The organism is Kitasatospora sp. NPDC034533, assembly GCF_055575155.1.
Genome location: NZ_JBVITE010000043.1, coordinates 15,946 through 40,536 on the forward strand (window position 1 = coordinate 15,946; position 24,591 = coordinate 40,536).

Here is a 24,591-nt window from a genome sequence, read left to right on the forward strand (position 1 = left end):
GCCGCGCGCCTCAACGCGCCGTCACGTCATGGCTGAAGCGAAGCCAGTTGTCGATTTCCTCAACGACATTGCCGGAAAACGATCATTTGCGATCTTGGAAGAATCGCCTTTTGGTACTTCCCGCTAAACCGTGATGCGCATCACAAGGTTTGCAGTTTGAACTTGAGTCTGATTAACGTGCTCCCCGTTCGTGACCACACGAACCCGGTTCATCCGCGACGCCGAGTCCTGCCGTCGGATGTCCTGGCAGCGCGAAAACGCACCACGGCAGGAGCGGGGGACCCACAGGTAAGTCGCCCCGGACCGATCCCCGGAACGGTCCAGGGCTAGGGGTGAAGCCGCGCTCACCGCGCGGCCGGGCAACTCCAGCCCGAATCCGACAGCTCACCTCGCAGGCGTGGGAGAGGACCGCGTCTTCATGCTGCCCACCAACGGCAACAGCCTGTCCAGTCGCACCCGCCGCGTGATCGCCGCCCTCGGCGTCGCGGGCGTCGGACTCACCGTCCCGTGCCTCACCTCCGGCACCGCCTCCGCCGCCACGGTCGCCACCTGGGACAAGGTCGCCCAGTGCGAGAGCGGCGGCAACTGGAGCATCAACACCGGCAACGGTTTCTACGGCGGCCTCCAGTTCACCTCCAGCACCTGGGCCGCCTTCGGCGGCACCGCCTACGCCGCGCGCGCCGACCTGGCCACCAAGGACCAGCAGATCGCCGTCGCCGAGAAGGTCCTCGCCTCGCAGGGCCCCGGCGCCTGGCCGGTCTGCTCGGTCAAGGCCGGCCTCACCAAGGGCGGCGCGGCCGCTTCGGTCGACACCACGGCGGGCTCGACCGCTTCGGTCGACACCACGGCGGGCTCGACCGCCGGTTCGGCCGCCACCAAGCCCGCCCAGAGCGCGAAGCCCGCCGCTCCGGCCGCCAAGCCCGCCCCGCAGAGCCCGGCCCCGGCCGCCAAGCCCGCCGCGCCCGCCCAGGACGGTGCTCAGGCCGCCTCCGGCTCCGCCGCGAGCAACTGGGTCCAGAAGCGTCAGCAGCAGGCCCAGAGCGGCGACTACACCGTGGTCGAGGGCGACTGGCTGTCCTCGATCGCCGACCAGCACAACGTGCAGGGCGGCTGGCAGCGGCTGTACGAGCTCAACCGCGCCACCCTGACCGAGGGCCCGGACTCCATCTACCCGGGCCAGCACCTGTCCATCGACGGCAAGTCCGGCTCGGACGCCGCCCGGTCCGACCGCTCGCGGAAGGCCGGCCAGTCCGCGAACGGCGGTGCCGTGAACGCCCAGCCGTCCGCGCAGGCCCAGACGCCCGCCACCAAGCCGGCCGCCGCCAAGCCCGCCGCCGCCAAGCCCGCCCCGCAGACCCCGGCCCCGGCGCAGCCCCAGACCCAGGCTCCGGCCGCCACCGGCAGCATGGCCGCCGCGGTCTCCTTCGCCGAGTCGAAGGTCGGTCAGGCCTACGTGTACGGCGGCACCGGCAACGGCGGCTGGGACTGCTCCGGCCTGACCCAGGCCGCGCTGCGCGCCGCGGGCATCTCCGTGCCGCGCGTCGCCGCCGACCAGGCCGCGGCCAGCACCCACGTCTCGCTGGACAGCCTCCAGCCGGGCGACCTGCTGTTCTGGTCCAACAACGGCAAGGACTCCGGCGTGTACCACGTCGCGATCTACGTCGGCAACGGCAAGTACGTCGAGGCCGCCAACCCGAGCTCGGGCGTGCGCGAGCAGAGCATCGCCAACTGGGCCCCGGACTTCGCCGGCCGGGTCTGAGGACGGCGAACGGCTGACGGACGCGCGGTAGCAGCCGACAAGGAACAGCTGACAGATGACGGATAACAGATAACAGATTTCAACATCTGTCAGCTGTCATCTGTCTCCCATCAGCCGTCAGCCACCCGCTGCGGACCGAACGCTGACCATCCGCCACCCCCGGGGAGAGTCTGGTCGCTCTCCCCGGGGGTTCCGCCGTTCCCCGGCGCATCATGCGCCCCGCCCTCCGGCGGCTCCCCCAGAAGGCCGTCGAACCGGTCCTGCGCGACTACCCGGCACGCGGCCGTCGCACCGGGACCCGGACCGGCGAAGCGCCGACGGGCCCCGGAGAGCAACCGCCCTCCGGGGCCCGTCCGTCCGACGTGGCGGCCATGACGGCCGACGCTCAGCGCGCGCAGGCCCCGGTGGACCCGCGCATCACCAGCTCCGGCTGGAACATGAACTCGCCGCGCTGGGCCGCGTTCCCGCCGACCTCCTCCAGCAGGGCGTCCACCGCCGCCGTGGCCATCGCCTCGACCGGCTGGCGGATCGTGGTCAACGGCGGCTCGGTGAAGGCGATCAGCGGCGAGTCGTCGAAGCCGACCACCGACACGTCCTGCGGCACCGACAGCCCGCGCTGCCGCACCGCCCGGATCGCCCCGAGCGCCATCATGTCGCTCCCGCAGACGATCGCGGTACAGCCCTTGTCGAGCAGCGCGCCGGCCGCCGCGTGCCCGCCCTCCACGCTGAACAGCGTGTGGTGGACGAGGTCCTCGGCCTCCTCCCGGCCGTAGCCGAGCACCTCGCGCATCGCCGCCGTGAATCCCTCGATCTTGCGCAGCACCGGCACGTACCGGCGCTGGCCGACGGCCAGCCCGATCCGCTCGTGCCCGAGTTCGGCCAGGTGCTGGACGGCCATCCACATCGCGGACCGGTCGTCCGGCGAGATGAACGGCGCGTCGATCTTCTCGCTGTACCCGTTGATCAGCACGAACGGCACCCCGCGCCCGGCCAGCCGGGCGTAGCGGTCGTGGTCGGCGGTGGTGTCCGCGTGCAGCCCGGAGACGAAGACGATGCCCGCCACGCCCCGGTCCACCAGCATCTCCACCAGCTCGTCCTCGGTGGAACCGCCCGGCGTCTGGGTGCACAGCACCGGGGTGTAGCCGTGCCGGCTGAGCACCTGCTCGATCACCTGCGCCAGCGCGGGGAAGATCGGGTTGCTCAGCTCCGGCGTGATCAGCCCGATCAGCCCGGCACTGCGCTGGCGCAGCCGGGTCGGCCGCTCGTACCCGAGCACGTCGAGTGCGGCCAGCACGGTCTGCCGGGTGGCGGCGGATACGTTCGCCTTGCCGTTGAGTACGCGGGAGACGGTGGCTTCGCTGACCCCCGCCTGTGCCGCGATGTCTGAGAGTCGCGCCGTAGTCACGGTCCCAGAGCCTATTCCAACCACGTCAGACCGCCCACCAGCCGGTGCTGTCCGGAGCGAGCACCGTCTCGCCGCCGTCCACCACGAGGTCGGTCGAGGCCAGCAGCAGCGTGCCCGGGGCCGCTATCCGCACCGGCTCGCCGGAGGTGTTGACGGTGCAGACGAAGGAACCGCGGCGGAACACCAGGGTGCCCTCGGCGCTGTCCAGCCACTCGACTTCGCTGCCGGCGCCGAGGTCGGGCTGCGCCCGGCGGACGGCCAGCGCGCTGCGGTAGAGCTCCAGGGTGGAGTTCGGGTCTCCGGTCTGCGCCTCGACGCTCAGTTCGGCCCACTCGGCCGGCTGCGGCAGCCAGGACGGCCCGCCGGCCACCGGCCCGAAGCCGTACGGGGCCTCGGTGCCGGACCACGGGATCGGGACGCGGCAGCCGTCGCGGTAGCCGTCCTGCCCGGCCTGCCGGAAGAAGGACGGGTCCTGGCGGACCTCGTCGGGCAGGTCGGTGACGTCCGGCAGGCCGAGTTCCTCGCCCTGGTAGACGTAGGCCGAGCCGGGCAGCGCGAGCATCAGCAGGGTGGCGGCGCGCGCCCTGCGCAGGCCCAGCTGACGGTCGCCGGGGGTGCGGATCTGGGTGCCGAGGCCGGGCTCGTTGGCGAACCGGGTGGCGTGCCGGGTGACGTCGTGGTTGGACAGCACCCAGGTGGTGGGGGCGTCGACCGGGCGCATCGAGTCGAGCGAGAGGTCGATCACCTCGCGCAGCGCGGCGGCGTCCCAATCGGTGCCCAGGTACTGGAAGTTGAAGGCCTGGTGCAGCTCGTCGGGGCGGACGTAGTTGGCGGTGCGCTGGACGGTCGGGGTCCAGGCCTCGGCGACGCCGATCCGCTGACCCGGGTACTCGTCGAGGATCTTGCGCCAGCTGCGGTAGATCTCGTGGACGCCGTCCTGGTCGAAGAACGGCATGACGTCGTTGCCGAGCAGCTTGAGCTGGTCAGCGCCGCCGAGGTCGGGCAGGCCGGGGGCCTTGACCAGGCCGTGGGCGACGTCGATCCGGAAGCCGTCCACGCCCATGTCGAGCCAGAACCGCAGGATCGAACGGAACTCGTCGGCGACCGCCGGGTTCTCCCAGTTGAAGTCGGGCTGCTCCGGGGCGAACAGGTGCAGGTACCAGTCGCCGGGCGTGCCGTCCGGGTTCGCGGTGCGGGTCCAGGCCGGACCGCCGAAGATGGACTCCCAGTCGTTGGGCGGCAGTTCACCCTGCTCGCCCTTGCCGGGGCGGAAGTGGTAGCGGTCGCGCAGCGGGGAGCCGGGGCCCTCGCGCAGGGCGCGCTGGAACCACTCGTGCTGGTCCGAGGAGTGGTTGGGCACGAGGTCGACGATGATCCGCAGGCCCAGGTCGTGGGCGTCCCGGATGAGGGCGTCGGCGTCCAGCAGGGTGCCGAACATCGGGTCCACCGCGCGGTAGTCGGCCACGTCGTAGCCGGCGTCCGCCTGCGGCGAGGCGTAGAACGGCGAGAGCCAGACCGCGTCCACTCCGAGGTCGCGCAGGTACGGCAGGCGGCTGCGGATGCCGGGCAGGTCACCCATGCCGTCGCCGTTGGAGTCGGCGAAGCTGCGCGGGTACACCTGGTAGATGACCGCGTCCCGCCACCAGCCTCTGGACGCGCTGACGTTCGCCTCGTGAGCGGTGTCGGCGGCAGGCCGGGAGGTGTCGGCCAGGTTCTGGGTCATGGACGGTATCCCTTGGGGACTAGAGGAGCGGAAGGCGCTGGGACGTTGGGTCGCGCGACGGTGTGGCGGCGCGACGCGGCGTGGGGCCTCGGTACGGAGCGGCGGCGGGTCAGGACTTGGAGGCGCCGGCGGTCAGGCCGGTGACCAGGTGGCGCTGCACCAGGTAGAAGAAGGCCGCGGACGGGATCGCGATCAGCACGGCGGTCGCGGCCATCAGGTTCCACTGGGCGTCGTGCTCGCTGACGAAGGTCTGGAGGCCCACGGCCAGGGTGTACTTGTCGGAGCTGAGCATGAAGGTGGAGGCGAACGGCACCTCGGCCCAGTAGGTGAGGAAGGAGTAGAAGGCCGCCACCGCCAGGCCCGGGCGGGCGAGCGGCAGGATCAGCCGCCAGAAGGTGCCGAACGGGGTGAGCCCGTCGACCCGGCCGGCCTCGTCGATCTCCACCGGGATGGTGTCGAAGTAGCCCTTCAGCAGCCAGGCGCAGTAGGGCACGGTGGTGGTCGAGTAGACCAGGATCAGGCCGGTGTAGCTGTCCAGCAGGCCGAGTTCGGAGAGCATGGTGTACATCGGCACGATCAGCACCGCGATCGGGAACATCTGGGTGACCAGCAGCGACCACATCAGCGGCTTGTGCCCCGGGAACTTCATCCGGGAGACGGCGTAGCCGGTGGTGGCGGCGAACAGCACGCCGAACACGGTGGTGACGCCGGAGACCAGCACGGCGTTGCCGAACCAGGTGAAGAAGTCGGTGTCGGACAGCACGTGCTGGTAGTTCGACAGCGTGAGCTTGTCGAGGATCCGGCCGGGGTGGAGGTAGTCGTTCTTGTCCGGGCCGAGCGAGACGAACAGGATCCACGCGACCGGGAACAGCGCGATCAGGCCGGCCAGGGTCAGGATCCCGTGGGACAGCGCCCGGGACAGCGGGCTGCGCTCGTCCCGGCGGCGGACCTTGGCGGGTCGGGCGGCCGGGGCGGCGGTCGCCGCGCGGGCCGGGAGTTCGGTGGTGGTGCTCATCGGGGGTACCTGCCTTCGTGGGTCAACTGGGTCCGGGGCCTCAGCCGTTGGCCTGCTCGTTGCGGGCGAGCCAACGCCGGTAGAAGGCGGTGAAGACGATCAGGATGGACAGCAGGATCACGCCGTAGGCGGCGGACTGCGCGTAGTCCCGGGGGATCTGGCCGAAGCCGAGCCGGTACGCCCAGGTGACCAGCAGCTGGGCGTCGGGGGCGCCCGTGCCGAACAGCAGGAAGATGACGTTGAACTGGTTGAACGTCCAGATCACGCCGAGCAGCACGACCGTGGAGGACACCGAGCGCAGCCCGGGCAGGGTGACGTGGCGGAAGCGCTGCCAGGCGGTGGCGCCGTCCATCTCGGCGGCCTCGTACAGCTCGGCCGGGATCGACTGGAGGCCGCCGAGCAGCGAGATCATCATGAACGGCACGCCGGCCCAGGTGTTCACCATGATGGCCGCCGCCTTCTGCGCCCACGGATCGGTGAGCCAGCCGGGCTCGGGCAGGTGCAGGAAGGAGAGGACGCCGTTGACGACACCGCCGTCGGCGAGCATCAGCCGCCAGGAGAAGACGGTGACGAAGGTCGGTACGGCCCAGGGCAGGATGAGCAGCATCCGGTAGGCGGCGCGGCCGCGCATCTTCTGGTTGAGCAGCAGGGCGAGGCCGAGGCCGAGGGTGTAGTGCAGGAAGACGCAGACGGCCGTCCAGGCGATGGTCCAGACGAAGTGCGACCAGAAGCGGTCGTACGAGCCGGGGCCCCAGAGGATGTCGGCGTAGTTGCGGAAGCCGACGAACTCGTAGCTCGACGGGATCTCGTTGACGCCGATCTTGCGGGCGACGTTGAGGCTGTTGGCGTCGGTGAGGGTGAGCCAGATGCCCTCGACGAGCGGGTAGATCACCAGCACGCCGAGCACCAGCACGACCGGGGCGATCATCGCGTAGGCGTACCAGTGCTTGGCGTAGGAGCGCTTGACGCGTTCCAGCAGGCCCGGACGCTGCTCGCGCTCCCGGCTGCCCTTGCCGGTGGCGCCCTGCACGGCGACTGACATCGTTTGCACCTTCTCGGGGGAATTCGGGGGGAAGCCGACGGCCCGGCCCGCCGGGACGTGGCGGGTGACGGGCGGCGATGAGCCGCGAACAACTGACGACTGACAGATGATGAAATCTGTTGGCTGTTATCCGTCAGCTGTTCGCTGTCATTCGTCCGCCGTCATCCGCCGGCCGACGGGCCGGGCACGGGAACTACTTGGCGAAGCCCGGCAGGAGCTTGGCGTAGTCGGTGGCGACGGTGTTCAGCGCGTCCTGGGTGCTCGTGCCCTGGAGGGCCTTGCCCAGGTTGGTGTTCAGCGAGGCGAGCAGCGAGCTGTACTCGGGCAGCTCGGGGCGCGGCTTGGCGCTGCTCAGCACGGCCTGGAAGCCGGCGATGCCCGGGTCGGCCTTGACGTCGGCCGTGAAGGCGTCGGAGCGGGTGGGCAGGGTGGCGTTCTTCTCCGCGATGAACGCCTGGCTCTCGGCCGAGGTCATGAAGGCGGCGAACTTCTCCGCGGCGGCCTTGTGGGCCTTGTCCGCGCCGGCGTAGACCGAGATGTTGTGGCCGCCGGTGGGAGCGGCGCCCTTGCCCGCGGAGCCGCCCGGGACGGCGGCGATGCCGAGGTTGTTCTTGTCGGCGAAGGCCGGGCCCTTGTAGATGTTGGTGATCTCCCAGGGGCCCTGGATGATCGCCGCGACCTTGCCGTTGTTGAAGGCGTCCATCATGTGGGCGTAGGCGTCGGTGGTGACGTCGGCCTTGGCGGTGCCGGGCGAGGTGAACATCGTCTTGTAGGTCTCGACGGCCTTGACGGCCTCCGGCGAGGTGATGGTGATCTTCTTGCCGGCGGCGTCGACGGTGTCGGTGCCCTCGCCGAACAGGAACGGCAGCGCGTAGTAGCCGTCCGCGGCCTTCAGCCAGAAGCCGTCCACGCCGGCCTTCTCCTTGACGGCTGCGGCGTCGGTCTTCAGCTCGTCCCAGGTCTTCGGCGCCTCGGTGATGCCCGCCTTGGTGAACAGCTCCTTGTTGTAGAGCAGGCCGAGGGTGTCGGTCACCAGCGGCACGCCGTACAGCTTGCCCTCGTACTTGGCCTGCTGGATCAGGCTCGGCTGGAAGGCGGAGGTGTCGGCGGCGGCCGGGGTGCCGTCCAGCGGCTCCAGGTAACCGGCCTTGGCGAAGGCGGCGGTCCAGCCGACCTCGGAGCGGAAGACGTCCGGAGCGCCCTTGGCCCCCATCGCGGTCTGGAGCTTGTTCTGCGCCTGGTCGAACGGCACGTTGACGAAGTCGACCTTGATGTTCGGGTTCGCAGCCTCGAACTTCTTGACGAGCTCCTGGTAGTTCGGCGCCTCGTTGGTGGCGTTCGACGTGTCCCAGTACGTGAGGGTGACCGGCCCGTCGGCCTTGCCGTCCGAGCTGGAGCCGCTGCTGCCACAGGCAGCCATCGAGACCGCGAGGGCCACAACGAGGGCAGAGGCCGCGATGCCACGCCGCATGAGAACTCCTTGGAGGGTGGGGGTGCCCGAGATGTTGGGAGACAGGCGCATAATGGCTGCCTCGCACCGACCGCACCGTTGCTGCCGTCGGGCTCGGGAAGGAAGTTAACAGCGGCGCGAGAGCGACGGAAAGTCCTTGCAGCAAGTTTCTGCAAGAAATGGCGATCGTTACGCCCACGTGTCCTGGACGTTGCCGCACGGTAGTTGACGGTGACGATGATTGCCATGGTTTGTCCGATTCCACCCCTCTTCGGACTGGCCGACGGAACCACCCTGCGTGGCCGGAAGCCGCCTCCAGCAGACTGGACGCATGCGAATCAGAGCCGTCACCAGAGACGAACTGCCGCTCCTCACCGAATTGGAGCGGGCCGCCGGCGCGCCCTTCGCCGCGATCGGCATGGCGGAGATCGCCGAGGACGAACCCCCGGCGCCGGAGGAACTGGCGCACTATCTGGAGCGGGGGGTCGCCCTGGTCGCCGAGGCCCCCGACGGAACCGTCGCCGGCTACCTGCTGGCCGAACCGGTGGACGGCGCCCTGCACATCGAGCAGGTCTCCGTGCACCCCGACCACGCCCGCCGGGGCATCGGCCGGTCGCTGATCGAGCACCTCGCCTCGGCCACCGACGCGCCCGCCCTGACCCTCACCACCTTCGCCGAGGTCCCCTGGAACGCCCCCTACTACGCCCGCTGCGGCTTCCGCCCGCTGGCCGCGGAGGAGCTCACCCCGGGCCTGCGCGAGATCCGCCGGAAGGAGGCCGAGCACGGCCTGGACCGCTGGCCCCGGCTCTGCATGCGCCGGGACCTGGTCCAGCCGCAGGAACGGTGAACGGCTCCAGGGAGCGGTGAGCCCCGAGCGGTGAGCCGCCCAGCGGTGAGTCCCGGAGCGGCGAGCCCTCCGGAGCGTGAGCGGCTCCGGGGGTCGACGGAGCCCCGGGGGCCGGCGGAGCCCCCGGGGCGCCGGCCGGGTCCCGGGCCGGGACGGCCCTACACCGTCCCCAGCCGCAGCACCGTGGTCGAGCGGAACTCCTCCCCCGGCCGCAGCTCCGTGCTGGGGAAGGCCGGGTGGTGCGGGGAGTCCGGGAAGTGCTGGGTCTCCAGCGCGATCCCGGCGAACGGCCCGTACGGGACGCCGCTCGCGCCGGTGACCGCGCCCTGGAACTTGTTCGCCGTGTAGACCTGGATGCCCGGCTCGGTGGTCAGCACCTCCAGGGTGCGGCCACTGACCGGGTCCTCCAGCAGCGCGGCCCGCGCCGGGCTGCCGTCGGCCGGGCGGGCGCGCAGCACCCAGTTGTGGTCGTAGCCGCCGGGCCCGGTCAGCTGGGGGTGCTCGTCGTGCACCGACTTGCCGATCGGCGTGGCCACGGTGAAGTCGAACGGCGTGCCCGCCACCGGCTCGATCCGGCCGTACGGGATCTGCCGCTCGTCGGCGGGGGTGTACGCGTCGGCGTCCAGGGTGAGCAGGTGGCCCAGGATGTCGCCGCGGCCTTCACCCGAGAGGTTGAAGTAGGCGTGGTTGGTCAGATTGACGACGGTCGGCTTGCCGGTGACGGCGCGATAGTCGATCACCAGCTCGCCGGCCGCGTCCAGGGTGTAGGTGACGGTCACGTCCAGCGCGCCGGGGAAGCCCTGGTCCCCGTCCGGGCTGTGCAGTCCCAGCCGCACCCCGCCCTCGACCGGCTCGGCCGCCCACATCCGGTGCGCGAAGCCGTCCGGACCGCCGTGGATGGTCACTCCGCCGCCGGTCGGTGCGAGCTGGTGCTCCTGGCCGTCGATGGTCACCGACGAGCGGTCGATCCGGTTGGCGTAGCGGCCCACGACCGTGCCGTAGTGGCGCGCCGGGCCGAGGATCTCGGACAACCGGTCGGTGGCGAGCAGCAGTTGGGCGCTGCGGCCGGAGCGGTCCGGGGCGCTCAGGGTGTGCAGGGTGGCGCCGAGGGTGAGCACGCTGGCCTCGTACGGGCCGGCCGTGAGCGTCCAGCGCTCGATCGCGGCGCCCGCGCCCGAGGGCTCCAGGGGTTCGTGCCGCACACTGGTGGCCTCGCTCGCCATGGCCTGCTCCTCACTGGCGGCGGCGTCGCGCTGCGGCCGCCCGGTTCCGGGTCCGTCGAGGGGCGCCGTGGCGGCCCCGTGTGCGTCAGCCTAGCGACGGCGGCGGTCGCGGGGGCTCTTCCGCGCCCCCGCACACCGCCATCCGCCTCATCCGCCGTTCATCCGCGCCGTCATTCACCGTCATCCGGTGTCATCCGGTCGCCGGACACCCACCGAACGCCCGGCCGTCCGCCGCTAGTCGTCCAGGTCCTCCAGCCACCCCGCGTCCCGCTGCTGCTGCGGCAGCCCGAGCGCCGAGGCCAGGCCGTCCGGCCCGCTGCCCGCCTTGCGGTAGACCGCCGCCAGCCGCCGGTTGACCAGCCCGACCGGCACCCCGAGCTCCTCGGCGATCCGCTGCGCCGGCACGCCCTGCACGGCTCGCTTGGCGACCTCCCACTCCGCGCTGCTGAGCGTCTCGATGGTCTCCTGGAAGTCGCGCAGGCCCAGCCGGTTGGGCCGCAGGCCGTAGTTGGCCAGCTCCCGGCGGGCCCGGTCGACCAGCCCCTCCGCGGAGCAGTGCTGGGCCAGCTCGATGCCCTGGTACAGGTACTCCTGGGCGTCGTCCAGCCGCCCGACGCGGCGCAGCGCGGCGCCGAGGTCGACCAGGGCGACGGCGTGCTCGTAGCCGGCCGGGGACTGCCCGAGGTACGTCACGGCGTCCTCCAGCAGGTCGACCGCCGCCCGGGCGTCCTCGATCCGGGCCTGGAGGCGCAGTGCGCTGCCGATCGCGGAGGCGGTGCCGAACGCGCGGGCGTCCCGGACCGCCCGCTGGGCGTAGTCACGGGCGCGCTCGGGCTCGTCGCGCGCGATCGCGATGGCGAGGTGCCCGGCCCAGGGCGCCCAGACGGTGTTGTGCCAGCCGCGGACCTCCAGCTGGGCGCCGGCCTCGGTGAGCGCGGCGGCCGCGCCCGCGTACCGGTCCTTGGCGACCAGCAGCTTGCCGTACAGCGAGGCGGCGTCCGGCAGCACCATGGCCGTCGGGTGGTACGGCGGGTGGAAGCCGAAGTCGTTGGCCGTGGTCCAGGCCTCGTCGACCCGGCCGCGGGCGATCAGCGTGTCGACCAGTACGCCGATCGCGTCCCAGGCCAGTGGCAGCTTGTCCCCCATCCGCTGGGAGATGCGGTGGGCCCGGCGCAGGAAGTCCTCGGCCTCGGCGAGCAGGCCGCGGCGGAACCGGGCCAGGCCCATCAGGAAGTAGGCGAAGCCCCGGTGGGCTCCGCTCCAACCGGCGATCTCGAACTGGATGATGGCGTCCGCCGCCAGCCGTTCGGCCTGGGCGATGCGGTCGTTGTAGATGTACGTCAGGCAGAGCATCGACGGCAGTTCGAAGCCCCAGGCCGTGTCCGTCCAGCCGAGGCCCTTGGGCAGCCGGCCGCCGTCGAGGACCTCGTCGGCGAGCGCCAGCGCCTCGGCGGAGGGGGCTCCGCGCAGGGTGAGGTCCCAGGCGCGCATGGCGATCACGGCCCGGTCGGCCGCCTCCCGGCCGCGCAGGTTCCGGCACATCTCGCGCAGCCGGGCGGAGCGGCCGGGGCCGTCCTCCTCGGACTTGCGGAAGGCGTGCCACATGAACGAGGCGGCCTGGAGCCGCTGGCGCCCGGCCGGGTCGACGGTGACCTCGGCCGCCTCCTGGCAGACCACGGCGGCCTGGCCCAGCTCACCGGCGTGGGCGAGCACCTCGGAGAGCCGGAAGGTGGCGTCCACCCGCAGCTCGGGGCGCAGCGGCAGCTCGTCCGGGGAGAAGAGTGCCAGCTTGAGCTGGTTGACGGTGGCGACGGGGTCGGTGAGCAGCGCGGAGCAGCCGAGTTCGTAGAGCACCTCGGTCTTGATCTCGTCGGCGGGCGGCTCGTTGAGCGCGCGGTTCAGACAGCGCTGGGCGGCTTCGGGGGCGCCGATCAGCTGGTGTTCGATGGCGGCGCGGCGCAGCTTCCGGACGATCCGGTCGTCGCCCTCGCCGGCGTGGGTCTCGACCAGGTGGCGGGAGGCGGCGAGCAGGCCGAGTCCGGCGTTCTCGATCTCGGCGGCGGCGATGCCGTGCATGCCGAGGCGGGTGGCGTCCGGCATGGTGTTGTAGATCGAGCTGGCGATCAGCGGGTGGACGAACTCCAGGTTCCCGTTGGGGCTCTGGGTCAGCACGCGCTGCTTGCGCAGCTGCTTGATGGACTCGCGGGCGCCCTCGGTGCTCTGGGTGGAGATCCGGGTGGCGAGGTCGACCCGGATGTCGGTGCCGAGCATCGCGCAGGCCCAGGCGAAGCGCAGGGTGCTGGCGCCGAGCCGGTCCAGCCAGCTCTTGAGGGTCATTCCGGTGGCGTCGACGGCGAGTTCGTGCAGCTGCCGGGAGTTCTCCTCGACCGGCTCGAGTTCCTGGTCGCGGACCTGGTCGAGCAGGGCGATGGCCTCGAACGGGTTGCCGTTGACGACGTTCCAGAACTCGTAGCAGAAGGCGTCCTCGGCCTTGTCGCCGAGTTCCGCGCGGATCATGTCGGTGACGGAGCTGAGGGTGAGCCGGTTGAGTTCGTGCTTGCGGCCCTTGAGTTCGAGGACGCTCCGGCGGAACGCCTGGGTCTCGGCGGGCCAGTCGTTCTCGTCCTCGCGGAAGGCGAAGACGAGCAGGACGGGCAATTCACTCGATCGAATGGCGAACTTCGTCAGCCAGGAGAGTGATTCCCCGTCGGCCCAGTGCAGGTCGTCGATGATCATCACCATCGGCGCGCGGCGCGGCGCGAGCTGGGCGAGGACGTAGTCGAGGCCGTCGCGCACGCCCTGCGGGTCGAGGCGGCGGGCTCCGGCCTTGGGCTGCTTGAGGCCCATGGCCGGTCCGACGACCTCCTCCCAGGTGCCCATGACCTGGCGGAAGACGTCCGGTTCGAGGTCTCCGAGCACGGGCTGGAGCAGCTGGCGCAGCACGTGGTAGGGATCCTTGAACTGCCGTTCACCGCCTCGGGCGAACAGCACGGTGGCCTTCTCCCGGAGCTTGGCGATCCGCCGGACCTCGTGCAGCAGGCTGGTCTTGCCGATGCCGGGTCGACCGGAGAAGGTGAGCAGGTCACCGATCTCGGTGCCGCCGGCGGCGAATCCGCGGCAGAGCCGGTCGACGGCGGCCTCCACCGAGCGCAGTTCGGCGTCGCGGTCGCGCAGTCGGACCCGGGGCGCGTTCGCGTCGTCGTCCCGGCCGGAACCAGCGCCCGCCCGAAGTTCGTTCTCCTGCTCGGTCACCGTCGCGCCTCCGCCTCGACTGTTTGCGTCACAGCTCCATCACTGCGTGGAGCCGAGGGTAGCGCCGCGCGGGCCTTCCCGTGGGGCATTCGTGCAGGCTGGGACGGACGGTGAGGGTTTGGAGGACCACCCGAGGGCAACTCCCCTATATCCCTAACGTGCGATCAATACATCAGATACCCTACGGCCTTCGAGGTGTTGATGATCATGCCCGATCCCCCTCACCGCAGCGCCCCGACGCGCCAACTCCCCCCACGAACCGCGTTCGAACCACAAGTGCCCACCAGCGCCCCCACCCTTCCCCGCACCGGGAGTCCGATGTCTGACGACACCTCACTTCAGATTCCGTTCCCGCACCGCCGCAGTCCGCACGGCCGACACGCCACCGCACTGCACCGGGACTGGCTGATCCGCCACCCGCTGCTGCCGGACGCCGACCACCCCGGCTACGCCCACTGGGAGGTGGTGGACCTCGCCGCGCTCGGCTATCCCGACGCCGGACCGGACGAACTCGTCCTGGCCGCCGACCTGATGGGCTTCTACTTCCTCTTCGACGACCAGTTCGACGGGCCGCTCGGCCGCCGCCCGACCGAGGTCGCCCCGATCTGCGAACGGCTGATCGCCGTCCTGCACGGCGCCCGCCCCGACCAGGGCTCCGCGGTCGAGACCGCCTTCGCCGACCTGTGGGAGCGCAGCGTGCGGGGCATGCCCGCCCGCTGGCAGGCCCGCGCGGCCTACAACTGGGAGTACTACCTGGCCAGCCACCCGGCCGAGGCGGCCGGCCGGATCTCCACCCGGCCGCCGGACCGGGACGGCTACCTGGAGCTCCGGAGGGGCACCGCGGCGATGGAGACCATCTTCGACATGATCGAGCGCCTCGGCCACTTCGAGGTGCCCGCCGCCGTCCTGCACCACCCGGTGCTGCGCCAACTCCGCCAGCTGGCCGCCGACATACCGTCCCTCAGCAACGACGTGCGGTCCTACCCGCTGGAGGCGCCGCGCGGGGACGTGAACAACCTGGTCATGATCGTCCAGCGGGAGCGGCGCTGCTCGGCCGAGGAGGCCTGCGCGGCGGTCATCGCCGAGGCCCAGCTGATGGTCGACCGCTGCGCCGAGCTGCGCGACCGACTCCCGGACGTCTACCGCGAGTTGGGCCTCTCCCGGATCGAACGCACGATCGCCCAGCGGTACGCGGACGGACTGCTCACCTGGCTGGCCGGCTACCTCAGCTGGGAGGCCCGCACCGGCCGGTACCACGCGGTCTGACGCACCGCCCGGCCCGGCGCACCGATCCGCGCGATCCGCGCGACCGGCGCGAACCGGACCACCGGACCCGGCGTGCGGTGGCGCACCCCGAGGGCGCCACGACGGCCGGGCCGCGGCGTGCGGCGGCACGCCGCGGGAACGCGCCCGGAGGGCGCGCCCCCTCGGGTCTCCGCTCCGGCCACCCCGTGGCGCACCGACCGTACGGGACACGCGTACGGACCGTAGCCGTGCCGGGTGCCCGGCGGTTATCGTGCTCGACGGCGGGCGCCCCGGCGGGGCGCCGGTCCGATGCGTGTCCCACCCCTCCCGCCGGGCCGCTCCCTGACCGGGCGGTCCGGTCCGCCGCCCTCGGCCCGCGGCCGTACCGGGCGGCACCCGACGCAGCGAGGAGACACCGAGCATGACGGTCTACCAACCCCCCGGCACCCCCGGCAGCATCGTCGCCTACCGCTCCCGGTACGAGCACTGGATCGGCGGCGAGTGGACTCCCCCGGTGCGCGGCGAGTACTTCGGCAACCCGACCCCGGTCACCGGCGAGGTGTTCACCGAGGTCGCCCGCGGCACCGCCGAGGACATCGAGGCCGCCCTGGACGCGGCCCACGCCGCCGCCCCCGCCTGGGGCCGCACCCCGGCCGCCCAGCGGGCGCAGGTGCTGCTGCGGATGGCCGACCGGCTGGAGGCCAACCTGGAGCAACTGGCCGTCGCCGAGACCTGGGACAACGGCAAGCCGGTGCGCGAGACGCTGGCCGCCGACCTGCCGCTCGCCGTCGACCACCTGCGCTACTTCGCCGGCGTGCTGCGGGCCCAGGAGGGCAGCCTTTCCCAGCTGGACGAGGACACCGTGGCGTACCACTTCCACGAGCCGCTGGGCGTGGTCGGGCAGATCATCCCGTGGAACTTCCCGATCCTGATGGCAATCTGGAAGCTCGCCCCGGCGCTCGCGGCCGGCAACGCCGTGGTGCTCAAGCCCGCCGAGCAGACCCCGGCCTCGGTGCTGCTGCTCGCCGAGCTGACCGCCGACCTGCTGCCGCCCGGCGTGCTCAACATCGTCACCGGCTTCGGCGAGGAGGCCGGCGCCCCGCTCGCCGCCAGCACCCGGATCCGCAAGCTCGCCTTCACCGGCGAGACCACCACCGGCCGGCTGATCGCCCACTCGGCGGCCGACAACCTGATCCCGGTCACGCTGGAGCTCGGTGGCAAGAGCCCCAACGTGTTCTTCGCGGACGTCGCCGCCGAGTCGGACGCCTTCTACGACAAGGCCGTCGAGGGCTTCGCGATGTTCGCCCTCAACCAGGGCGAGGTCTGCACCTGCCCCAGCCGCGCGCTGATCGACTCCGCGATCTACGACCGGCTGCTCTCCGACGGCCTGGACCGGGTGCGGGCGATGCGCCAGGGCGACCCGCTGGACACCGAGACCCAGGTCGGCGCCCAGGCCAGCGTCGAGCAGCTGAAGAAGATCCTCTCCTACTTCGAGATCGGCCAGGACGAGGGCGCCCGCATCCTGGTGGGCGGGGAGCGGGCCGACCTCGGCGGTGCGCTGGCCGGCGGGTACTACGTGACGCCGACGGTCTTCGAGGGCGACAACTCGATGCGGGTCTTCCAGGAGGAGATCTTCGGCCCGGTCGTCTCGGTCACCCGCTTCGACGGCTTCGACCAGGGCGTCGCCCTCGCCAACGACACCCAGTACGGGCTCGGCGCGGGTGTGTGGACCCGCAGCCTCAACACCGCCCACCGGGCCGGGCGCGCCATCCAGGCCGGCCGGGTCTGGACGAACTGCTACCACGCCTACCCGGCTCACGCGGCCTTCGGCGGCTACAAGAACTCCGGCATCGGCCGGGAGACCCACAAGATGCTGCTGGAGCACTACCAGCAGACCAAGAACCTGCTGGTCAGCTACTCCCCCGACGCGGTCGGCTTCTTCTAGGCCGGGCGGCTCCGGTCCTTCCGGGGCCCGGCGGCTCCGGGCCTCTGGCGGGAACCGGCACGCGGCTCCGGGCGTCCGGCGGGAACCGGAGCGGGAGGTCCGGTGGGACCTCCCGCTCCGTCGCCACTCCCCGTGGCGGGTTCCGGGGCGAATCGCCGCTCGCGGGGATCCAAGCACACGGGCCCCGGCGTTTTCCCGACGCGCCGCCGACATGCCCGGACGACCCGCGCGAACGCCGTAGACAGGACTCCCGAACCCCTCATCTCCCCGGGAGCCCCCGTGACCATCGCCACCGCCAAGCTCAGCGACCCCGTCGTACGCGCCGTCGTCACCGCGATCAACGCGGGCGACCGCGAGGCCTTCGTCGGTCTGCTCGCCGAGGGCGCCACCATGTCCGACGACGGCTCCGACCGGGACCTGGAGGACTGGATCGACCGTGAGATCTTCACCGCCCACGGCCGGATGGACGTCCAGACCGAGTCGGACGGCGGCCGCGCGCTGGTCGCCAACTTCACCAACGACACCTGGGGCGAGATGCGCACCGCGTGGCGCTTCACCGTCGACGGCGGGAAGGTCAGCCGCTTCGAGACCGGCCAGGCCTGATCCTCACCGGTCCAGTCCCAGGCACCCCCGCACCGCGCGGATCAGGTTCCGCGAGCGGACGTCCCCGGTGACGCCCGGCTGCATGCCGTTGGTCACGTAGCCGAAGCCCAGCCCCAGGTCGGGGTCGGCGAAACCCAGCGAACCGCCCCGGCCCGGGTGCCCGAAGCTCGCCGGGGAGGCCATCGGCGCGGTCGGGCCGTGCCGCCAGAAGCCCAGGCCGAAGGTGGAGTTGACGATCAGCACCCGGTCCGGCCCGCTCGCCGCCGGTTCGACCGCGCGGGCCAGCACCTCGGGGCCGAGCAGCGGCGGCAGCAGGGCGCCGGAGCCGTCCGGGCGGTCGGCCGCGCCGATCAGGGCGGCGTAGAACCGGGCCAGCGAGCGGGCGGTGCCGATGCCGCCGGCGCCGGGGATCTCGGCGGCCTGCACCGCCGGGTCGTTGAGGTCCACTCCGGGGCGCACCGAGGCGAAGGAGCGGGCGGTCAGCGAGGCCGGGTCCTGGTAGGCGTCCCGGACGGACTGCTTGGGCCGCAGCCGCAGCCCGCTCGGGCCGGTCCGGGCCGCCTCCGGGGCCGGCAGGTCGACCAGCTTGCCGACCCGGGGCGCGGCGCCGGCCGGCAGCCCGATCCACAGGTCCAGCCCGAGCGGCCGGGCGATCTCCTCGGCGAAGTACTGTCCTGTCGTCCGCCCGCTCACCCGCCGCACCACCTCGCCGACCAACCAGCCGAAGGTGTAGGGGTGGTAGCCGTGCGCGGTGCCGGGTTCCCAGGCGGGCGCCTGTGCGGCGACGGCCGCCGCCGCGCGTTCCCAGGTGAGCACGTCCTCCAGCCGCAGCGGCACGTCCAGCGCCGGCACCCCGGCCCGGTGCGAGAGCAGCCAGCTCACCGGCACCCGGCCCTTGCCGGCCGCCGCGAACTCGGGCCAGTACGAGGCCGCCGGCGCGTCCAGGTCGAGCAGGCCGCGCTCGGCGAGGAGCAGCGCGGTGGTCGCGGTCAGGCCCTTGGTGACGGAGCGCAGCACCTGCGCGGTGTCCGAGGTCCACGGCACCGCGGGCGCCGGCCGGCCTCCGACCTCCGGGCGGGCGTCGCCGCCCCACAGGTCGACCACCTTGCGGCCGCGCACGTACAGCGCGAAGGCCGCGCCCAGCTCGCCGTACTCGGCGAAGTTCCGTACGAAGGCCGCCCGCACGGGCTCGAACCCTTCGGCCGTCTCGCCCCAGATCTCCGCCACCGCGCCCCGTCCTCGACCAGTTCCGCTGCTTCTCGTGCCACCCGTACTCAGTCCTGATCTTCTTCGATCTATTCCGACCAGGTTCGATCGGTTCGGATCCAACTCGGACCGAGCCCCGGAACCCTAACCTGTCCCCCATGACCAACCCTGCCGAAGAGCTGCTGGACATCGTCGACGAGCACGACCGCGTGATCGGGACCGCCCTGCGCGGCGAGGTCTACCGGCGCGGGCTCACCCACCGCTGCGTGTTCATCCTGGTCCGCGACCCGGCCGGGCGGATCTTCGTCCACCGGCGCACCGACACCAAGCTGTTCGCCCCCGGCGCGTACGACATGTTCGTCGGCGGCGTGGTCGGCTCCGGGGAGTCCTACGCCGAGGCCGCCGTGCGCGAGGCCGAGGAGGAGCTCGGCGTCCACGGCATCGCCCCGCGCCCGCTGTTCAAGTTCCTCTTCGAACAGGACGGGCTCTCCTGGTGGTGCGACATGTACGAGGCCGAGTGGGACGGACCGGTCTCGCCCCAGGAGTCCGAGGTCGCCTGGCACGCCTGGCTCACCCCCGCCGAACTCGCCGAGCGCCTCGGCCGCGACTCCTTCGTGCCCGACGGCCTGGAGGCCTACCGCCGCTACCTCGACTTCCGGGGCGCGTAGGCCCCCGCGCGCCGTCCGGATAGGGTGGCGCGCATGGCCTCCCGTACTCCGTCGCCGACGGCCGACCGCGCCGCCCGGACCTCCTCATCCGCCCGGGCGGCGGGCGAGCGGCCGCGTCGGCGGCTGAGCGTGGACGAGCGGCGGGAGCAGCTGATCGCCGTGGCGCTGGAGCTGTTCAGCCGCCGGCCTCCGGAGGAGGTGTCGATCGACGACATCGCCGCCGCCGCGGGCGCCTCCCGGCCGCTGGTGTACCACTACTTCCCCGGCAAGCAGGCGCTGTACGAGGAGTCGCTGCGGCGGGCCGGGCAGGAGCTGTCGGCCCGGTTCGAGGAGCCCATGACCGGGCCCCTGTCGGAGCGGCTGTACCGGGTGATGGGCCGTTACCTGGACTTCGTGCAGAGCCACGGACCGGGCTTCGCCGCCCTGCTGCGCGGCGGCTCGGTGGCGGCCAGCGCGGGCACCTCCGCCGTGATCGACGAGGTGCGCCGGGCCGCGCAGGAGCAGATCCTGGCCCACCTGGCGATCCCCGCCCCGAGCGCCGGGCTGCGGCTCACCGTCCGGGCCTGGATCGCCAACGCCGAGATCACCTCGCTGGAGTGGCTGACCGAGCGCTCGGTGCCGCTGGAGGAGCTCCAGCTGCACCTGGTACAGGAGTTCGTCGCGGCGCTCACGCTCACCGCGGCCCGTGAGCCTGCCCTCGCCGCCGAGCTGGCCTCCTTCTTCGCCGACGAGCGCCCGGACGGTCCGACCGGGCGCCTGGTGCGGGACCTCGCGGGGCTGTTCGCGGTGCCGGGCATCGTCGAGGCGGTCACCGTGCTCGCCGCCCCGGGCCCTGGTGCCGGGTCCGCCGGAGACGCCGGGACTGCCGGGGACGCCGGGACTGCCGGGACCGCTCGTGCTGCCGGGGGCGCCGCCGAATAGCCCGGCGGGGTCGCCAGGGCAGTCGCCGCAGCGGCGGCGGGAGCGGCCGCCGGGTCCGGCCACCGGAGTCGCCGCAGCCGTCACCGTCGTCACCGCCGCCGTGCCGGTCCGCGTGATCATCGGGTCATCCTGCGGTTCGGTCAGGACGGTGGGCTCTGATAGGAATGAGCGGGGATCCGACGGTGTGCCGCCTCGGCGCGCCCGGTCCCACCCGAACCACCGACGGCACGGAGCAGAGCGGGGGGCTCACCAGTTGACCCAGGACGTCCAGTTCAGCGCGGAGGCCAACCCCTTCGCGGCAGCGGAGCAGGTCTGCGCGACCCTCGGCACCCTCACCGACGCCCTCTTCGACGAGCACACCTCGCGCCACCCGGCAGCCTCGCTGAGCGCCCTGCGGACGGCCGAACACCCCGCCGCCGAGGCCCTGTTCGGCCTGCCGCTGGCCCCCAACGGCCCGGTGCACGCCACCGTGGAGCGGCTCGGCACGGTGACCACCGCCGGCACCGCCCGGCCGGGCACCGGGGCGCGGCTCGCCGAACGGACGGTCGCCGCGCTCCAGGTCCGCTACGGCGGCGGGGCGGTGCGCGGCGCCGTCGCCGACCGGGGCACCACCTCGGCCGCGCTGTTCCACCTGCCGGTCACCGGCGAGTTCGCCGACGCCAAGCTCCGCCCGCCGTTCGCCCCCGCGCTGGCGGCGCTGGCGGCCGGGCAACAGACCCGGCAGCCGGTCGAACTGCCCACGGGCGCGGGCGCCGAGGTCCGGCTGGTGGTGCCGCCCGGCTTCCACGCGCTGACCTCCCCGGGCGGTCCGCCCGGCGTCACCTCCCGTGCGGTGCCCCCGCTGCCCGACGGCGCGGAGCGGAGCGGCGGCGCCGCGCCGGCGACCGTGGCGGCCGCCGACGAGTTGGCCCGGCACCTGGCCGAGGTCGCCGAGGAACTGTTCAGTGCCACCGGCCCGGAGCCGCGACGCGACTTCGCGGTGATCTCCGCCACCCTGGCCGACCTGGTCCGCGACGCGGGCGTCGGGTACGCCGGCGTCTGCGCGCTGGAGCTGGACGGGCGCACCTCGGACGCCGCGCTCGTCATCTCGCTCGCCCGGCACCCGCTGCCGATCACCGCGCTCGCCACCGAGCTGGCCACCGTCCGCCGGCACGCCGAGGTGTGGACCGTGCTGCTGCCGGCCGGTCCGGCCGCCGTCCTGGTCGAGGGCCGGACCGCCCCGGTGCCCGGCCCGCTGGCCGCCGACGGACAGCGGCGCTGGGTGGTCACCTCGGCCGTCCAGGCCTTCGTACCGCTGCCGGACGGCGGGACGGTGCTGTGCGTCCAGCTGTCCACGGCGCGGCCGGAGGACTGGGAGCTGTACACGGAGGCGTTCGCGGAGCTGTTGAAGAGCATCCAGTTCGGCTGGGACGGTGTGCCGGCGGCGGTGGCCGCGACCTCCGTGCCGCCGGCGCCGCCGAGCGCGGCTCCGGCCCAGGCCTCGGCTCCCTCTCCGGCCCCGGACCCGGACCCCGCGACGGCCGCGGCTCCGGCGGCTCCGGCGGCTCCGGCGGCGACTGCGAGTGCGACCGCCGAGGAGGAGCCGGAGGAGGTGCCGGTGCACCTGCGCGGCACTCCGGTACGGGTGCCTCCGGCGGACTTCAACCCCTTCGCACCGGCCGCGGACGCCTCCGTCGCCGACGAGGGCGGAGCGGCTCCGGGTGCCGAGGGCCTTCCCAAGGGCACCCCGGTGCGGATCCCGCCGCCGGACTTCAACCCCTTCGCCATGGCGGGCCTCCCGGAAGCACCGGCCGCCGCACCCGTCGCGCAGCCCGCCGGGGCGGCCCCGGTCGCCGACCCGTTCGGCACCACGGTCGCGGCGGAGCAGAAGGCCGACCCGTTCGGCACCACCCTCCCGGCCCAGAGCCCGACCGTCCCGCCGCCGCCCTCGGCCCCGCCCGTCATCCCCGCCCAAGCGCCGCCCGCCGAATCCGACGGTGCCACAGCCACCGCCGGAGCGGCAGCGGAGGGTGCGGCCGAGAAGGAACCCGCCCTGGCCAAGGGCACCCCGGTGCGGATCCCGCCGCCGGACTTCAACCCCTTCGCCATGGCGGGCCTCCCGAGCCCTCCGGAGGCCGCGCCCGAGCCGGAGCCCGCGGACGGGGCGGACGCCCCGGCGGAGCACCGACCGTTCGGCTGAGCGAGCCGGAACGGACGTGACAGCCGACGGATGACGGGTAACGGATGACAGATTTCAGATGTCAGCGAACGAAATCTGAAATCTGTTACCCGTCATCCGTTACCCGTCCCCCGATTCCCCACCACCCGTCCCCGGCCCTCCCTCGCCCGAGCCGCCACGCCGCTCGATCACCACGCCGAGCCCGTCGAGCATCCGTGCCATCCCGAACTCGAACAGCGCCTCCAGGCTCATGTCGATCTCCGGCCCCCGGCTCATCGCGTCGAACATCGGGAAGCGCTCCGGATCCGCCATCACCCGGTCGTGCTCCTCGTCGTCCACCCGGTCCATCCACTCCTCCGCGGACAGTCCGCTGTCCTGCTCGGCCTGTGCCTCCCGCTCGAAGTGGACGGCCAGCCCGCACACGAACGCCGCCAGGGCGACGGACGCCTGGGCCATCTCCTCCCCGCTCAGCCCCCGCCCCGCCAGCACGGCCATCGACCGCTCGGTGTGGAGAGCGGCGTCCGGGGTCAGGACCGGACGGGTGAAGGACATCGTGGAGGCCAACCACGGGTGCCGCCGGTAGATCCGCCACTGCAACCGCGCGACCGCCTCCAGCCCCTCCCGCCAGTGCGCCGACGGCGGCTCGGGCAGCGGCTGCTCGCCGAACGCCACGTCCATCATCAGCCGCAACAGCTCGTCCTTGCCGGGCACATGGCGGTAGAGGGACATCGTCGCGACACCGAGCTCGGTCGCGACCCGGCGCATCGACAGCGCCGGCAGCCCCTCCTCGTCCGCCACCCGGACGGCCGTCGCCACGATCCGTTCCCTGGTGAGGTCGCCCTCGCCGACCGCCCGCTCCCGTCGCTCCCCGCTCGGCTCCGCCGCCGGCGGTACGTCCCGCTGCGCCGCCGCCCGTCGCGGCAGTCGCTGCGGTGCCTGCTGTGCGGGCTGCCGCGGGCCCGGTCGGGCGCCCCGGGACCGCCCTCCGGCCGGCGCCGGCGTCCCGGCCACAACCGTGCCCACCCCCGGGACGGACCGGACCAGCCCCTCCTCCCGCAGACGGTTCAGCACCTTGGTCGCCGTGGCCATCGCCACGCCCCACTCCTGGGTGATCCGCCGGGTGGACGGCACCCGCGCTCCCGGCGCCAACTCCCCTGCCGCGATGCGCCGTCGAAGCTCGGCCGCGATCCGCTCGGAGGGATTCCCGCCCTCAGCCATCCAACCCCACCGCCCGCCTGAAGCCCACCTACCGCTCAACCGCCGCTACACCGGCACCAGTTGCCGCACGACGCACCAACCACCGCCCACCGCAGCCGAGTTCACCAGCGAGCCGAGCCGAATCCTGCTTGGCCCGCCCCGGCCCCACTCGACCCCTGACCGGCCCTCAGCCGGCCCGCCGGGCCAGGTGCACCACGTCCGGCACCCCCCGGGCCACCGGGATCTCGTGCGTCACCACGTCCGAGAACCCGGCCACCCGCAGCGCCTCCTCGAAGGCCGGCGACGGCTGCGCGCTCCACACGGCCAGCACCCCGCCCGCGCGCAACCGGTGCCACAGCACCGCGAGCCCGTCCGCGCCGTACAGCCCGTCGTTGGACTCCGTGACGGTCCAGTCCGGCCCGTTGTCGATGTCCAGGCACAGCGCGTCGTACCGCTCGCCGTCCGCCGCCGCGAGGTACTCCAGCAGATCGGTGTGGAGCACCTCGACCCGCTCGTCGTCGAGCGCCCCGCCGGAGAAGGCCCCGAGCGGCCCGGTCCGGTGCCACTCGATGATCGCGGTCTCGCGTTCGACGACGGCGATCCGCCCCCAGCGCGGCTCGGCCGCCGCGTACGCCAGCGAGAAGCCGACCCCGAGGCCGCCGATCAGCACCGAGGGCCGCTCGGCCGCGGTACCGGTGCGGTCCAGTTCGTCCAGCGCCGCCTGGATCAGCAGCCGCTCCGAGCGCCCGTCCGCGGTGTCCATCAGGAAGCACCCGTTGGCGATGATCTCGAAGTCCCCACCGCGTTGCCGGAGCACCACCTCGCCGTACGGGCCCTCCCGTCGGTCGAGGGTGACGACGGCCTGGTGGCCGTCGCGTTCGGGCAGTGCGGTGGTCATCCGTCCTCCTCGGCGAAATTCGGGTGCGGGCCGC

The 24,591-nt window shown here is 72.8% G+C and carries 18 protein-coding genes and 1 riboswitch; of the genes, 8 read left to right on the forward strand and 10 right to left on the reverse strand.

The window, feature by feature from the left end; all coding sequences use genetic code 11:
- The first annotated feature begins 240 nt into the window (after nt 1–240).
- Nucleotides 241–411, forward strand: a riboswitch (cyclic di-AMP (ydaO/yuaA leader).
- Entirely contained in the window at nt 398–1,759 is a 1,362-nt protein-coding gene (locus ACZ55U_RS26040) for a transglycosylase family protein (protein ID WP_465529503.1), read from the forward strand. It overlaps the preceding riboswitch by 14 nt.
- Nucleotides 1,760–2,144: 385 nt before the next feature.
- On the opposite strand, the gene ACZ55U_RS26045 is transcribed toward ACZ55U_RS26040, so the two are convergent.
- The 5 genes from ACZ55U_RS26045 to ACZ55U_RS26065 all read right to left on the reverse strand — a co-directional run bounded on the left by ACZ55U_RS26045 (nt 2,145) and on the right by ACZ55U_RS26065 (nt 8,415).
- On the reverse strand, nt 2,145–3,164 hold the full coding sequence (locus ACZ55U_RS26045; protein WP_465529505.1) for a LacI family DNA-binding transcriptional regulator: 1,020 nt from the start codon (nt 3,162–3,164) through the stop codon (nt 2,145–2,147).
- Between the two features lie 25 nt (nt 3,165–3,189).
- Nucleotides 3,190–4,887 carry a glycoside hydrolase family 13 protein gene (locus tag ACZ55U_RS26050; RefSeq protein WP_465529507.1) on the reverse strand — a complete coding sequence of 566 codons (1,698 nt, stop codon included), beginning with the start codon at nt 4,885–4,887 and terminating at the stop codon, nt 3,190–3,192.
- 109 nt (nt 4,888–4,996) lie between these two features.
- Nucleotides 4,997–5,902, reverse strand: a complete 906-nt coding sequence (locus ACZ55U_RS26055; protein WP_465529509.1) for a sugar ABC transporter permease — start codon at nt 5,900–5,902, stop codon at nt 4,997–4,999.
- A 40-nt stretch (nt 5,903–5,942) separates the two neighbouring features.
- Nucleotides 5,943–6,944, reverse strand: a complete 1,002-nt coding sequence (locus tag ACZ55U_RS26060; RefSeq protein ID WP_465529511.1) for a carbohydrate ABC transporter permease — start codon at nt 6,942–6,944, stop codon at nt 5,943–5,945.
- Between the two features lie 193 nt (nt 6,945–7,137).
- Nucleotides 7,138–8,415 (reverse strand): extracellular solute-binding protein, encoded by a 1,278-nt coding sequence (locus ACZ55U_RS26065; RefSeq protein ID WP_465529513.1) that lies wholly within the window; start codon nt 8,413–8,415, stop codon nt 7,138–7,140.
- A gap of 310 nt (nt 8,416–8,725) precedes the next feature.
- On the opposite strand from ACZ55U_RS26065, the gene ACZ55U_RS26070 reads away from it, so the two are divergent.
- A complete protein-coding gene (locus tag ACZ55U_RS26070) occupies nt 8,726–9,241 on the forward strand; it encodes a GNAT family N-acetyltransferase (RefSeq protein ID WP_465529515.1) in 516 nt (171 codons plus the stop codon).
- 158 nt (nt 9,242–9,399) lie between these two features.
- Here the strand turns inward: ACZ55U_RS26070 and ACZ55U_RS26075 are convergent, their stop codons facing one another.
- Nucleotides 9,400–10,464 (reverse strand): aldose epimerase family protein, encoded by a 1,065-nt coding sequence (locus ACZ55U_RS26075; protein ID WP_465529517.1) that lies wholly within the window; start codon nt 10,462–10,464, stop codon nt 9,400–9,402.
- A 234-nt stretch (nt 10,465–10,698) separates the two neighbouring features.
- The gene (locus tag ACZ55U_RS26080; RefSeq protein WP_465529519.1) at nt 10,699–13,716 is read right to left on the reverse strand and encodes an ATP-binding protein; all 3,018 of its coding nucleotides are present in this window, start codon (nt 13,714–13,716) and stop codon (nt 10,699–10,701) included.
- Nucleotides 13,717–14,034: 318 nt separating this feature from the next.
- Between ACZ55U_RS26080 and ACZ55U_RS26085 the strand changes: the two genes are divergently transcribed.
- From ACZ55U_RS26085 to ACZ55U_RS26095, 3 genes are all read left to right on the forward strand, one after another.
- Complete coding sequence (locus ACZ55U_RS26085; protein ID WP_465529521.1) at nt 14,035–14,982, forward strand: terpene synthase family protein; 948 nt, start codon at nt 14,035–14,037, stop codon at nt 14,980–14,982.
- 400 nt (nt 14,983–15,382) lie between these two features.
- Nucleotides 15,383–16,906, forward strand: a complete 1,524-nt coding sequence (gene exaC / locus ACZ55U_RS26090; protein ID WP_465529523.1) for an acetaldehyde dehydrogenase ExaC — start codon at nt 15,383–15,385, stop codon at nt 16,904–16,906.
- Between the two features lie 279 nt (nt 16,907–17,185).
- The gene (locus tag ACZ55U_RS26095; RefSeq protein WP_465529525.1) at nt 17,186–17,509 is read left to right on the forward strand and encodes a nuclear transport factor 2-like protein; all 324 of its coding nucleotides are present in this window, start codon (nt 17,186–17,188) and stop codon (nt 17,507–17,509) included.
- A gap of 3 nt (nt 17,510–17,512) precedes the next feature.
- Here ACZ55U_RS26095 and ACZ55U_RS26100 read toward each other — a convergent pair whose 3' ends face one another.
- Nucleotides 17,513–18,736: a serine hydrolase domain-containing protein gene (locus tag ACZ55U_RS26100; protein WP_465529527.1), complete on the reverse strand. Its 1,224-nt coding sequence runs from the start codon at nt 18,734–18,736 to the stop codon at nt 17,513–17,515.
- Between the two features lie 137 nt (nt 18,737–18,873).
- Here ACZ55U_RS26100 and ACZ55U_RS26105 point away from each other — a divergent pair, with 137 nt between their 5' ends.
- The 3 genes from ACZ55U_RS26105 (at nt 18,874) to ACZ55U_RS26115 (ending at nt 22,483) form a co-directional block, all read left to right on the forward strand.
- The gene (locus ACZ55U_RS26105; RefSeq protein ID WP_465529529.1) at nt 18,874–19,383 is read left to right on the forward strand and encodes an NUDIX hydrolase; all 510 of its coding nucleotides are present in this window, start codon (nt 18,874–18,876) and stop codon (nt 19,381–19,383) included.
- Between the two features lie 33 nt (nt 19,384–19,416).
- Nucleotides 19,417–20,304, forward strand: a complete 888-nt coding sequence (locus ACZ55U_RS26110) for a TetR/AcrR family transcriptional regulator (protein WP_465529531.1) — start codon at nt 19,417–19,419, stop codon at nt 20,302–20,304.
- A gap of 253 nt (nt 20,305–20,557) precedes the next feature.
- Nucleotides 20,558–22,483, forward strand: a complete 1,926-nt coding sequence (locus ACZ55U_RS26115) for a hypothetical protein (RefSeq protein WP_465529533.1) — start codon at nt 20,558–20,560, stop codon at nt 22,481–22,483.
- A 99-nt stretch (nt 22,484–22,582) separates the two neighbouring features.
- Here ACZ55U_RS26115 and ACZ55U_RS26120 read toward each other — a convergent pair whose 3' ends face one another.
- The gene (locus ACZ55U_RS26120) at nt 22,583–23,680 is read right to left on the reverse strand and encodes a TetR/AcrR family transcriptional regulator C-terminal domain-containing protein (RefSeq protein ID WP_465529535.1); all 1,098 of its coding nucleotides are present in this window, start codon (nt 23,678–23,680) and stop codon (nt 22,583–22,585) included.
- 166 nt (nt 23,681–23,846) lie between these two features.
- The gene (locus ACZ55U_RS26125; protein WP_465529537.1) at nt 23,847–24,557 is read right to left on the reverse strand and encodes a spermidine synthase family protein; all 711 of its coding nucleotides are present in this window, start codon (nt 24,555–24,557) and stop codon (nt 23,847–23,849) included.
- Nucleotides 24,558–24,591 lie beyond the last annotated feature (34 nt).

Bases quoted from the DNA above. Each gene is read 5' to 3' on its own strand.
- ACZ55U_RS26060 (WP_465529511.1), bottom strand. From the start codon at position 6,944: ATGTCAGTCGCCGTGCAGGGCGCCACCGGCAAGGGCAGCCGGGAGCGC.
- ACZ55U_RS26120 (WP_465529535.1), bottom strand. From the start codon at position 23,680: ATGGCTGAGGGCGGGAATCCCTCCGAGCGGATCGCGGCCGAGCTTCGA.
- ACZ55U_RS26105 (WP_465529529.1), top strand. From the start codon at position 18,874: ATGACCAACCCTGCCGAAGAGCTGCTGGACATCGTCGACGAGCACGAC.
- ACZ55U_RS26085 (WP_465529521.1), top strand. From the start codon at position 14,035: ATGTCTGACGACACCTCACTTCAGATTCCGTTCCCGCACCGCCGCAGT.
- ACZ55U_RS26065 (WP_465529513.1), bottom strand. From the start codon at position 8,415: ATGCGGCGTGGCATCGCGGCCTCTGCCCTCGTTGTGGCCCTCGCGGTC.
- ACZ55U_RS26110 (WP_465529531.1), top strand. From the start codon at position 19,417: ATGGCCTCCCGTACTCCGTCGCCGACGGCCGACCGCGCCGCCCGGACC.
- ACZ55U_RS26070 (WP_465529515.1), top strand. From the start codon at position 8,726: ATGCGAATCAGAGCCGTCACCAGAGACGAACTGCCGCTCCTCACCGAA.
- exaC (WP_465529523.1), top strand. From the start codon at position 15,383: ATGACGGTCTACCAACCCCCCGGCACCCCCGGCAGCATCGTCGCCTAC.
- ACZ55U_RS26050 (WP_465529507.1), bottom strand. From the start codon at position 4,887: ATGACCCAGAACCTGGCCGACACCTCCCGGCCTGCCGCCGACACCGCT.
- ACZ55U_RS26055 (WP_465529509.1), bottom strand. From the start codon at position 5,902: ATGAGCACCACCACCGAACTCCCGGCCCGCGCGGCGACCGCCGCCCCG.
- ACZ55U_RS26075 (WP_465529517.1), bottom strand. From the start codon at position 10,464: ATGGCGAGCGAGGCCACCAGTGTGCGGCACGAACCCCTGGAGCCCTCG.
- ACZ55U_RS26125 (WP_465529537.1), bottom strand. From the start codon at position 24,557: ATGACCACCGCACTGCCCGAACGCGACGGCCACCAGGCCGTCGTCACC.